6 protein-coding genes are annotated in these 11918 nt (G+C 58.8%); 2 read left to right on the top strand and 4 right to left on the bottom strand.

Annotation, left to right across the window (positions count from 1 at the left end; translation table 11 throughout):
• Positions 1-31: 31 nt before the first annotated feature.
• Positions 32-2533, bottom strand: a complete 2502-nt coding sequence (locus BXE_RS00030) for an AAA family ATPase (RefSeq protein WP_011486404.1) — start codon at positions 2531-2533, stop codon at positions 32-34.
• Between the two features lie 166 nt (positions 2534-2699).
• On the opposite strand from BXE_RS00030, the gene BXE_RS43730 reads away from it, so the two are divergent.
• Both BXE_RS43730 and BXE_RS00020 read left to right on the top strand, forming a co-directional pair.
• Positions 2700-3511, top strand: a protein-coding gene (locus BXE_RS43730) for an IS5 family transposase (protein ID WP_407668610.1) whose coding sequence is annotated in 2 segments (ribosomal slippage) — positions 2700-3036 and positions 3036-3511 — 813 coding nt in all. Because the reading frame shifts where the segments join, the coding sequence is not laid out codon by codon here.
• A 961-nt stretch (positions 3512-4472) separates the two neighbouring features.
• On the top strand, positions 4473-5987 hold the full coding sequence (locus tag BXE_RS00020; RefSeq protein WP_041743832.1) for an IS1182-like element ISBfun3 family transposase: 1515 nt from the start codon (positions 4473-4475) through the stop codon (positions 5985-5987).
• 194 nt (positions 5988-6181) lie between these two features.
• Here BXE_RS00020 and gyrB read toward each other — a convergent pair whose 3' ends face one another.
• From gyrB to dnaA, 3 genes are all read right to left on the bottom strand, one after another.
• The gene (gene gyrB / locus BXE_RS00015) at positions 6182-8653 is read right to left on the bottom strand and encodes a DNA topoisomerase (ATP-hydrolyzing) subunit B (protein WP_011486400.1); all 2472 of its coding nucleotides are present in this window, start codon (positions 8651-8653) and stop codon (positions 6182-6184) included.
• A gap of 115 nt (positions 8654-8768) precedes the next feature.
• Positions 8769-9872, bottom strand: coding sequence for a DNA polymerase III subunit beta (dnaN, locus tag BXE_RS00010; RefSeq protein ID WP_007180118.1), 1104 nt, complete (start codon positions 9870-9872; stop codon positions 8769-8771).
• Between the two features lie 220 nt (positions 9873-10092).
• Positions 10093-11727, bottom strand: a complete 1635-nt coding sequence (gene dnaA / locus BXE_RS00005) for a chromosomal replication initiator protein DnaA (RefSeq protein WP_011486399.1) — start codon at positions 11725-11727, stop codon at positions 10093-10095.
• Positions 11728-11918 lie beyond the last annotated feature (191 nt).

Here is an 11918-nt window from a genome sequence, read left to right as displayed (position 1 = left end):
GAACATGTGGGTCAATTTTCGATGCAAATTTCTAGCGGAAGTGGGTCAGTTTTATGCGCCCATCAACAATCGCTGCTTCTATTGCGCGATAGTCATCGTCCGAGACAGTGACCTCTTTCAGCCTTAGTGTTGAAACACCTTCGCCAAAGCGTTGAATCGCACCGTTGAAGAGGACCTCTTCCACGCACCGCTCCCACGCGAGGCGTAAATCACCATACGCACGCGATGTGAGGGTCCGATGCGCGTCCTCGTCTCCGTCAGCATGTGCCTTGCGAACCTCAACAAGCATCTGCCTCAGCTTGCCAACGCGGTTCTTCGTCCCGAGCACATCGAAGGGAAGGCCATCGGAATGCGCACCGAATCCATCGCCAGTGCGGCGAATGTAGTTTGCTTGGAACTGGGCTTTGAGCTCCTCAGCCTTCTGTTCAAGAATGCACAGGAAATAGATGTCGTGCGTAAACACGATGACCTGCCGCTTGAGCGACTCTTCAACGAGGCGCTCCGCGACTTCCCAACGTCGGCGATGGTCGAGTGACGAGACCGGGTCGTCGAAGACGATGCCGCCGAGACCGCCGCCGAGCTTGGTTTCCGCGAGGAACGACGCGATAGCGATGGCGCGCTGTTCGCCTTCACTGAGAATTGCAGCCGGCGTCGCGTTGCCCGGCAGTTGAAGCGTGAGCTTAAACTGCGTTCGGCCACCGGGCGATTCTGGCTTCATGACGACCTGCAACTCATGACACTTCAACCTCTTGAGCTCGTCGTTCAGCGCATCCGCCAACTCCTTACTTGCAAGGGTTCGGGACAGGTCGGTGGACTTTCGAGAAATCCCACGCGTGTCGGTGCCGTCGATGCACTTTTGCAACTTCGCGCAATACTCATATTTCGAAATTGCCTCGAGCACGGCATCCTTCACCTCGCGAAGCTTGTGCCTTGCGTCAAGCTCCGCTCGTTCGAGTAGCAGCTTTGCGCGAGCGACTTCGTCGGCCGATGCTTCGAGGGTCTTTGCCTGAGCTTCCAATGCATCGGCAACCTCTCCGAGTCGGACGGCAGCATCGTTCTGCACGGCGCACACGCTTTCCCACGGCAGAGTGCCCCCGGAAGCAAGCAACGCGTCAGATTGCCGGGTCTTCAAGCTGGCTTCCAATTGCTCGCAGAACGGCAACAGCTGTGCGTCCAGCGCGTTCAGCTCTTCCTTCAAGGCCGCATCAATGGGGAAGTCGAGTTTCGCACTCTTTATCGCGTTGTATGCGTCCTTCGCCAAGTTCCGCGCGTCCTTCGCGGCTTGCTCAACCCTGTCCTTGATAAACGCGTCGAAGCGACCAAGCCTGCCTGCGCCTTCTGCGCCCAGCTCGTTCTGGCAGAGAGGGCACTTCGCATCTTCCGGAAGAGCAGAAATCTGGTGGCCAGCGTGGGAGATGGCTGCGAAGTCACGAGCCGCCTCGAACAGCGTCTTCCACTCCTCGCCACCAGTGCCAGGAAGCTGCCCCGGCTCACTTCGAAACGCTTCCGCGGCGGTGTCAGCGGTTTTCTTCGCGGCGTTCGATTTGCCGATAAGTTCCTGAAGATTTCGCAGCTTTTCAACCGAGACGGTCCCGAGCTTTGCCTCAATCTGCGTCTTCAGTCCCTTTATGCGAAGCTCCTTGTTTCGAATCTCTCGGGCTTTCGTCTTCGGGTCCGCTTCGGAAAGCGTCTTCGTCAAGACTTCTCGGCGTTCGACTTCATCGTCTGACAGCTCCGCCAACTGCTCTATCTGTTCTCTGGTGGTCTTCTTGGAAATGCCGCTGAGTGCGCGACCGACGGCAGTGGTCTGGTTGATTAACGAAGAGTACGCCGCATCGCTCGGCGACGAGTCTGCCTTCTCTTTCGTCGCGCGCGCCTTCAGCTTCGTACTGAGACTCACCAGCCCTTCGAGAATATCGAGCCCGTATGGCACGTAGGCGAAATCACCCTGGTTGTCGATATACGCACGTGCGCAGTGGGTATCGAAGATTGAGATGTCGGCCAACGGTACGGGCGGTTCTGAGCGATGCTTCCACACGAAGTCGACCGTCGTGCCATCGACAATGGTCTCAAATACCGCCTGTGCGGTCCCGACATCCTTCGGGTCCAGACGAGCGTTGGGAAGGATAGGTTCTCTGCGGTCCCGCGCGCGGCACGCATGCTTGAATATTCTGGAATAGCCAGATTTCCCTGCTCCATTTTCACCGTAGATAACGGTCAGGCCGGTCGGCGAAATTGGGAGCCGACCACCCTGAACCAATGCGTTAACATGCTGCAACTCCTTGACGGCGACAATCTGAACCAGTCGAGTAGGGTTGGTTTGAGGGGCGACCTCGGTACCTTCCAACTTCTTGGGCACTCGGCCATCCTCGTCAGGGATACCCGCTTCAGCCTTGGCTAGTGCATAGATGTCCTCGATGTCCTCGATGTCCTCGGGCGACAGTTCGCGATTAACGTACAGTCGTGCAATAGCATCTTGCTGCCATGCCGAAAGAGTCTTCGACCACTGGCAGATTTCTTGGATGATTGTCACTCGTCAGACCCCTCGGAATTTATCGCGACCGAAGCAGTTACTTTGGTCGAGGCTTTGTTTGAAATGGGCGCAGAGATTTAGACGCTGTTGCGAAATTAAGTTTTGGGTCTGTTAACTTTTCCGGCTTGGTGTTAACTTTCTGTCTTGTTTTGCCTGACAGGAAGCGATGCCTAAAGAACTGATAGACGACGAATTGTGGTTACTCATCGAACCACTGCTGCCTGCGCGAGCACCACGCAATCGCCAGTTTGCGGGCCGCAAACCGAAACCCGACCGAGCGGTGCTGACCGGCATCGTGTTTGTGCTGCGCTCAGGCATTGCGTGGAACCTTCTGCCGCAAGAAATGGGATGTGGTTCAGGCACAGCTTGCTGGCGACGGCTCGTCGCGTGGCAAAAGGCAGGTGTCTGGCAACACATTCACGAAGCGTTGCTCGCCGAACTGCGTCGCCGTGGCGAAATCGATTTCTCGCGTGCGCTCGTCGACAGCTCATCGATTCGCGCCGTGCTGGCGGGAAAAAAACCGGCCCGAATCCCACGGACCGGCGCAAGCTCGGCAGCAAACACCACCTCATCGTCGACGCGCAAGGCATCCCGCTCGCGGTCATCCTGAGCGCGGCGAACCGGCACGACATTACCCAGCTTGATGCGCTGGTCGATGCCATTCCGCGCATCCGGGGCAAGCGGGGTCGTCCCTTGCACAAGCCGCGAATCGTTCAGGGCGACCGGGGCTACAGTTCCGAACCCCATCGGCAACGCTTGCGTGAGCGAGGCATCACGCCACTACTCGCAAAAGTCGGCGCGCCGCATGGCAGTGGGCTCGGCAAAACACGTTGGCCAGTCGAGCGTTCGATTGCGTGGCTTCACTCGTTTCGACGGCTCAAGATTCGTTACGAACGCTATGCGCATGTTCACGAAGCATTCCTGTCTTTGGCTTGCGCCTTAATTTGCTGGACGCGCCTAAAGCCTCTGTTTAACTAATTTCGCAACAGCTTCTTAGATGTTATACGTGCGCCGTCAAAGACGTATACCGAAAATTCGGTATTTTCTTGACCATTGTTCGTGCAAACGTTTTCGACAAAACGAAATAGCTCTGGAGGCTATGCACGTGAGTTTTGACCTCTTCAGGAAGTACGAATCTGCAACCGGTCGCGAAGAAGGCGCCTCCGACAAGGCGCGTGCCCGCAGCAAAGAAAGGTGCCCGCCCGGGCGGCGGCGGTACCCGCTGAGCTCGCGCCGCTTGAGCTAAGCGCAATACAGACTCGCGCGACGACTGGAGTCTCCTTGGACGCTTGAATGCCGACCTAGCCCAGCTCGGACTAGAACTATCCGCAGGTAATGCTTAGTGACGAGGTATGCGTAAAGGCTGGGGGAGATGTTGCAGCACTCCCCAAGTGCTGACAGCGGAACTGCCCGGAGCTGATGGTCCCGCTGTTTTTTGTTTTGGAAGCGCGTTATCGAAGAAGGGTCTTGATTAGACGCAGAGCAGATTGACCATCAGTTCTGGCTAATCCTTTGCTGGCAAGGATTTGGAGGCGGCGGGGAGACGCTGTTAACCGAAACTAATGGCACCAATTAACCGAAATTAATTGTGCTCCCCCTACAATAGCAGCCCCCATCGCCTCACTCACTCCACCATCACCGACTTCGCCACATTCCACGGTTTGTCGACATCAGATTGGAAGACATCGCTAATTTCCCGTCGCCGATAAATCCCGGCTATTAAGAAAGAAGCCTCTCGCTTCATCTCACATCAGGCTATCGCTACGACTACGTGGTCGGCGGCAGCGTTGTTCGAAGACGAGACTGCTGGCGACTATAATTAATCCCTGTCTGGGAGTTCTCACAAAAAAACGGCCACCTTTATGAGGTGGCCGCAGACTGCTGACAAAGTACTCCCAAAGCCTGGCCAAGCGCCGGGCTTTGTCGTTTAATGAGCCTCATGCTCAGGAAACCGACACCCATGCAGCACGAACTCGAGATGGTCACGCTCGAGGAACTCGTGCCGAAGGACCACCTGCTGCGCAAGATCGACGCGGCGGTGGATTTCGAGTTCATCCGCGAGAAGGTGGCGCACCTGTACTGCGCGGACAACGGGCGGCCCGCGCTGGACCCGGTGGTGATGTTCAAACTGCTGTTCGTCGGCTACCTGTTCGGGGTGCGCAGCGAGCGCCAACTCATGCGCGAGGTGCAGGTCAATGTCGCTTACCGGTGGTTCGCGCGCTTGCGGCTGACTGACCGGGTGCCCGATGCCTCGACGTTCTCGCAGAACCGGCGCCGGCGTTTCACCGACACGACGGTCTACCAGGAGATCTTCGACGCGATCGTGCAGCAGGCGATCGGGCGCGGCATGGTCGAGGGGCGCGTGCTCTACACCGATAGCACGCACCTGAAGGCCAATGCGAACAAACGCAAGTTCGATCTGGTACAGCTTGAGCAGACGCCCTCGGCCTATCTGGCCGCGCTGGATGCCGCGGTCGATGCCGATCGTGCCGCGCACGATAAAAAGCCGCTCAGGCGCGACGGGCCGCAGGCCAACGACAAGGGAAAGAACGACGACGACACGCCGGGTTCGTCGGGGACAGGCGAAGGCAAGGAAACGAAGGTCAGCCGCACCGACCCTGAGAGCGGCTACATGGTGCGCGACGACAAGCCCACGGGCTTCTTCTATCTGGATCACCGCACGGTCGACGCGCGCTACCCGATCATCACCGACACCCACGTGACGCCGGCCTCGGTGCACGACAGCCAGCCTTATCTGGCGCGTCTGGACCGGCAGCGCAGGCGCTTCGGTTTCCATGTGCAGGCCGTGGGGCTGGACGCGGGCTACTTCACGCCGGCAATCTGTCAGGGGCTGGAGGATCGTGGCATCGACGGTGTGATGGGCTATCGCACACCGAATCACAAGCCCGGGTTCTTCTACAAACGCGACTTCAGATACAGCCGGTATCGCGAGGAATACACCTGTCCGCGGGGACAGGTGCTGCGCTACAGCACGACGAACCGCGCAGGCTATCAGGAGTTCCGGTCCGACCCTGCACAGTGCGGTAGCTGCGAGGTGCGCAACAAATGCACGACGAGCGCCAACCACGTGAAGGTGGTGATCCGGCACGTCTGGGAGCGCGCAAAGGAACATGTGGATGCCAGGCGTCTGACCGACTGGGGCAAGGCGATCTACAAACGGCGCAAGGAGACGGTGGAGCGCAGCTTCGCGGATGCCAAACAGTTGCACGGGCATCGCTATGCGCGCATGCGTGGCCTGCGCAAGGTGGCCGAGCAGTGCCTGCTGGGCGCGGCCGCGCAGAACATCAAGAAGATCGCCCTGCTGGTGGCACGCCTGAAGGCGTGTTTGCGCGTACCTGGCTCCCGTCCTGGCGTCCTGCACAGGCTCGCCAGCGCGTTTCTGGCCCGCTTCGTCCGATCTGGGGAGACCCATCGCACGATCTGCCTGGCCTGAAAAACAAAACCCCACGCTCCGAAAAACGTGGGGTTGGTCAGCAGTCTGCGGCCACCTTTATGAGGTGGCCGTTTTTCTTTCAGAATAACGCTCGACAGGCGTCATCAGTTTGAACTATTGGGACGCATCATTCAATAAAAATCCAGATGGATGCTTCCCAAAATCCAGCTTTATGGCTCTTGCTACAACAACCCTCAAACGTCGATATTCCCCGCCCGCAACGCATTCGACTCAATAAACGCCCTACGCGGCTCCACATCATCCCCCATGAGCGTGGTGAAAATGCCATCAGCCGCAATAGCATCCTCGATCTGCACCCGAAGAAGACGACGCACCGTCGGATCCATCGTAGTCTCCCAAAGCTGCCCAGGATTCATTTCACCGAGGCCCTTATAGCGCTGCTTCGAGATATTTCGCTCGGCATCAGCCAACAACCACTTCATAGCGGACTTGAAGTCAGTAACAGCCATACTCCGTTCGCCACGTTTGATGACGGCACCCGTCCCAATCAACCCCTTAAACGTATTAGCGGTGTTGATCAGCTGCTGGTAATCAGCAGTGAGCTGAAAATCCTGATCCAGCACAGAAATCTTCTGATTCCCGTGATGCGTCCGCGCAACCCGCAGCGAGCGCAGTTCACGAACCGGGTCATACATCGTCGTGACCTTAACTTCAGGCTTCAACGCATCATCCCGCAACTTGGCCTCAAGCGCCGCCGCCGACACTTCAGCCGCTTCCTCGCTGGACAGATCGACAACGACCCCATCCATCACAGCCTCGAGCGCCCCAGCGTCATACAACCGGCTCAAACGATTAACCACAGCCTGAGCCAACAGATAAGCCCGAGCCAACTCACCCAACGCATCTCCAGTAATCGGCGTAGCGCCTTCCGAAGCGAGCAACTCCGACCCCTGCAACGCCAGCTTCAGAATGTGAGCATTGACCTCAGCCTCATCCTTCAAATACCGTTCGTCCTTGCCCGCCTTGATCTTGAACAGCGGCGGCTGCGCGATATAGATATACCCACGCTCGATCATCTCCGGCATCTGCCGATAGAAGAACGTCAGCAACAACGTCCGGATGTGCGCACCGTCAACGTCAGCATCGGTCATGATGATGATGCGGTGATAACGCAGCTTATCGAGGTTGTAGTCTTCCTTACCAATCCCGCAACCGAGAGCAGTAATCAGCGTAACAATCTGCTCCGAAGAAAGCAGCTTGTCATACCTCGCCTTCTCCACATTCAGCACCTTGCCGCGCAGCGGCAAAATCGCCTGAAACTTCCGATCCCGGCCCTGCTTGGCCGACCCGCCTGCCGAGTCACCTTCGACGATATAAATCTCGGACTTCGCCGGGTCCTTCTCCTGGCAATCCGCCAGCTTCCCAGGCAGACCCACGCCGTCGAGCACACCCTTGCGACGCGTCATTTCACGCGCCTTCCGGGCCGCATCCCGCGCGCGCGCGGCATCGACAATCTTGCTGCAAATAATCTTCGCGTCATTCGGCGTCTCGAGCAGAAACTCTTCGAGCGCCTTCGCGACCACATCCTCCACCGGCGCGCGCACTTCCGACGACACCAGCTTGTCCTTCGTCTGCGCGCTGAACTTCGGCTCCGGCACCTTCACCGACAACACGCACGACAACCCTTCACGCATATCGTCGCCAGAAGTCTCGACCTTCGCCTTCTTCGCAACTTCGTGATCGTTGATGTACTTGTTCAACACGCGCGTCATCGCCGCACGCAATCCGGTCAGGTGCGTCCCACCATCGCGCTGCGGAATGTTGTTCGTGAAGCACAGCACGTTTTCGTTGTAGCTGTCGTTCCACTGCATCGCCACTTCCACGCCCACGCCGTCTTTCTCGCCGCTGATGTGGAAAATGTTCGGGTGCAGCACGGACTTGTTCTTGTTGATGTACTCGACAAAGCCCTTCACGCCGCCTACGAACGCGAAATCTTCTTCCTTGCCGGTGCGCTGATCGGTCAGCTTGATTCGCACGCCGTTATTCAGGAACGACAGTTCGCGAATCCGCTTGGCCAGAATGTCGTAGTGATATTCGATGTTGCCGAAAATCGTCTCGTCGGCGAGAAAGTGCACTTCGGTGCCGCGGTTTTCGGTCTCGCCGGTGACTTGAATCGGCGAAACAGCCACGCCGTCGATCTCTTCGATAATGCGGTTCTGCGGCACGCCACGGTGGAATTCCATGAAGTGCTTCTTGCCGTCGCGGCGAATGGTCAAACGCAGCCACGCGGACAATGCGTTCACGCACGACACGCCCACGCCGTGCAGGCCGCCGGACACCTTGTAGCTGTTCTGGTCGAACTTGCCGCCGGCGTGCAACTCGGTCATCACGATTTCAGCGGCGCTGCGCTTCGGATCGTGCTTGTCGTCCATCTTCAGGCCGGTCGGCACGCCGCGGCCGTTGTCGGTGATGGAAATGGAGTTGTCCGCGTGAATGATCACCTGGATGTCGTTGCAATGCCCCGCCAACGCTTCGTCGATGGAGTTGTCCAGCACTTCAAATACGAGGTGATGCAGACCGGTCCCGTCCGATGTATCCCCGATGTACATCCCGGGCCGCTTGCGCACCGCCTCCAGACCTTCGAGGATCTGAATCGAGGATGCGCCGTAGCTGTTGTCGGGTTGCGAATTGTTCGTTTCAGTCATGGATTTTTTCCGGTTCTGCGTTGCTGCAAGGTTGCTGCTCGGGACTTTTCAAATCACCATAAAAACGCCAAAGGGGCGCTGCGCCCCTTGGTGTGTTCTCTGGTTTCTGGACGCGTTAGATGCGCATCGGCATGACGACGTACTTGAATTCGTCGTTCTCGGGAATCGTGATCAACGCGCTGGAGCTGGCGTCGCCCAGGCTCACCTGCAACGTGTCGACCTTCAGGTTCGCGAGCACGTCGAGCAGATACGTGACGTTGAACCCGATATCGACGCTGTCGCCGTCGTATGCGATTTCCAGTTCTTCCTGCGCCTCTTCCTGATCGGCGTTGGTCGACATGATCTTCAACTGGCCCGGCTCGATGATGCAGCGCACGCCCTTGAATTTGTCCGAGGTCAGAATCGCGGCGCGTTGCAGCGAGCGCTGCAGTTCTTCACGGCCGATCACGAACTGATTCTTGTGCGACTTCGGAATCACGCGCTGGAAGTCGGGGAATTTGCCTTCCACCAGCTTCGACACCAGTTCGACCTGGCCGAACGTGAACTTGACCTGCGTCTGCGCGATGTCGATCTTCAGCGTGTCGTCGATGTCTTCCAGCAGACGCTGGAGTTCCAGAATCGTCTTGCGCGGAATGATCACTTCCTGACGCTGGAACGAACCTTCGATCTTCATGGACGAGAACGCCAGACGGTGTCCGTCGGTCGCGACCGCCATCAGCTGGTCGCCGTCCACTACCAGCAGCATGCCGTTCAGGTAGTAGCGGATGTCCTGCTGGGCCATCGAAAAATGGACCATGCCGAGCAACTGGCGGAACGTCTTCTGGGGAACCACGAGGTTCGCGCCGTAGTCTTTAGCTTGCGCGACCGTCGGGAATTCGTCCGCGGCGAGCGTTTGCAGCGCAAAGCGGCTCTTGCCGGATTGCACGGTCAGACGCTTGTCGTTCAGCGTGAGCGTGACCTGGCCGTCGGGCATGGCGCGCAGAATGTCGAGGAGCTTTCTCGCTGCCACCGTGGTCGCCACCGAATCGCCGCCCACGCCGAAATCGGCACGCGTGGTGATCTGCAACTCGAGGTCGGTGGACAGGAACGACACGTCCGGGCCGTTCTTGGTAATCAGCAAATTGGCGAGGATCGGCAACGTATGGCGGCGTTCGACGATGCCGCTCACAGTTTGCAGCGGCCTGAGGAGGTTATCGCGTTCGGTCTTGACCAGTTGCATAGAGTTCCTTCGTTGATATAACGGCCTGCGCGCCTTGCCAGGACAGCTTTCCAGCACGCAGCCGTGGCTCCCCGCCGGCGCCGTGCAGCGCCTGTCACGGCGTGAAATCCGCCCGCGGCCGCCGGGCGGTTAAACCTGTATTGTGCCTGAAAACAGAACCGCCTCACTAAAATGGGGGCGAGTTTGGAAATAAACAGGTCGTTTTTTCCAGACAGCCCGCTCAGCCCTTCAGCGTCTGCTCCAGCACATGCAGTTCGTGGTTCAGTTGCGCGTCCTTGCTGCGCTCGTCGGCAATTTTGCGCACCGCGTGCAGCACCGTGGTGTGGTCGCGCCCGCCGAACAGCTCGCCGATTTCCGGCAAGCTCTTCTGGGTCAGCTCCTTCGCCAGATACATGGCGATCTGCCGCGGCCGCGCAATGTTCGCCGGACGCTTCTTCGAATACATGTCCGCGACCTTGATACTGTAGAAGTCAGCCGTGGTCTTCTGGATGTTCTCCACCGAAATCTGCCGGTTCTGCACCGTCAGCAGGTCTTTCAGCGCTTCTTTGGTGACTTCGATCGTGATTTCGCGGCCGTGGAACTTCGAATACGCGAGGATCTTGCGCAGCGCGCCTTCGAGTTCACGCACGTTCGAACGCAAGTGTTTGGCGACGAAGAACGCGACGTCTTCATTCAGGCTCACGAACTCGGATTGCGCCTTGCGCATCAGAATCGCGACGCGCATTTCCAGCTCGGGCGGCTCGATTGCGACGGTCAGGCCGGAGTCGAAGCGCGAGATCAGGCGGTCGTCGATACCCGAAATTTCCTTCGGATACGTGTCGCTGGTGATGATCACCTGCGCCTTGTTGGCGACCAGCGCCTCAAACGCGTAGAAGAATTCCTCTTGTGTGCGCGACTTGCCGGAGAAAAACTGAATATCGTCGATCAGCAGCAGGTCGAGCGAGTGGTAGTAGCGCTTGAAATCGTCAAACGCCTTGCGCTGGTACGCCTTCACTACGTCGGACACGTACTGTTCCGCGTGGATGTAGCGAATCCGTGCGCCCGCCTTGTCCATCAGAAGCTGGTTGCCGATCGCGTGGATCAGGTGGGTCTTGCCCAGACCCACGCCGCCATACAGAAACAGCGGGTTGTACGAGATGCCGGGATTGTCCGCGACCTGAATCGCCGCGGCGCGCGCCAACTGGTTGGCCTTACCGGTCACGAAGTTGTCGAAGGTCAGAACCGGGTTCAGTTTGGAGCGCTCGTACATCGAGTCGGTCTCGCCGTTGCCGTTCGAACCGGCGCTCTGGCCTGGGCGCCACGTGCGGCGGGCGGCCGCGGCTTCGTTCGCGTCGAGGCTGGGCAGATCGAGGTCGGCGGAATCTTCGGCCGCGGCGCGTGCGTTTGCGTTCTGTTCGGCCGCCGCGCGGGCATTCGCGTTGAGGTTGGCCATCGCGTTGTTCGCGCTATTCGCGCCGTTTGCGCGCGCGGTCTGCGCGGCTTGCACGGCGCCGACAGCCGCGTCCACCGCAGCGCCGTTGCCGGCGCTACCGCCCATCGAGCCAGGCGCGGAAGCCGGACGCGCGGAAGCCGGTGCCGGCGCGGCTGCCGCGGGGGCGCGCATGCCGGCTTTCGGGTCGAGCACGAACTGGACGTCGATGGGGGTATGCCAGAAATCGCGGGCCATATCGGCGATGCGGCCGGAGAACTGGCTCTTGACCCAGTCGAGCTTGAAACGGTTCGGCGCAGCGATGCTAAGCGTGTTCGCAGCGGCGTCGAAGGCGACCGGGGCCAACGGTTTGATCCACGTCACGTACTGCTGGGGCGTCAGCTCACGCTCCAGCAATGCGGAACAGTGTTGCCAGAAATCGTTCATCGAGTTGCTGTCGTTATGGTGTGCACGGCGGTTGCCGCTGCCCCTGTCGCGCGCGCGCAACAAGGCCCTGAGCAGCCAGACTAACCAGGCGCAATGGCTCCAGGCGCTTGTGCCACAAGGGTTTGCGGGGCAAGCGAGCCGGAGCGGCGTGCAGGATTTTTGGGAAGTAAGGCGAGATTCTAACGCCAAAA

Origin of the sequence: Paraburkholderia xenovorans LB400, assembly GCF_000013645.1 — a bacterium.
Lineage (GTDB): Bacteria > Pseudomonadota > Gammaproteobacteria > Burkholderiales > Burkholderiaceae > Paraburkholderia > Paraburkholderia xenovorans.
This window is presented reverse-complemented; position numbering and strand designations above follow the sequence as displayed.

Coding starts and splice junctions, on each gene's coding strand:
- BXE_RS00020 (WP_041743832.1), top strand. CDS start 4,473: ATGCTCAGGAAACCGACACCCATGCAGCACGAACTCGAGATGGTCACG.
- gyrB (WP_011486400.1), bottom strand. CDS start 8,653: ATGACTGAAACGAACAATTCGCAACCCGACAACAGCTACGGCGCATCC.
- dnaN (WP_007180118.1), bottom strand. CDS start 9,872: ATGCAACTGGTCAAGACCGAACGCGATAACCTCCTCAGGCCGCTGCAA.
- dnaA (WP_011486399.1), bottom strand. CDS start 11,727: ATGAACGATTTCTGGCAACACTGTTCCGCATTGCTGGAGCGTGAGCTG.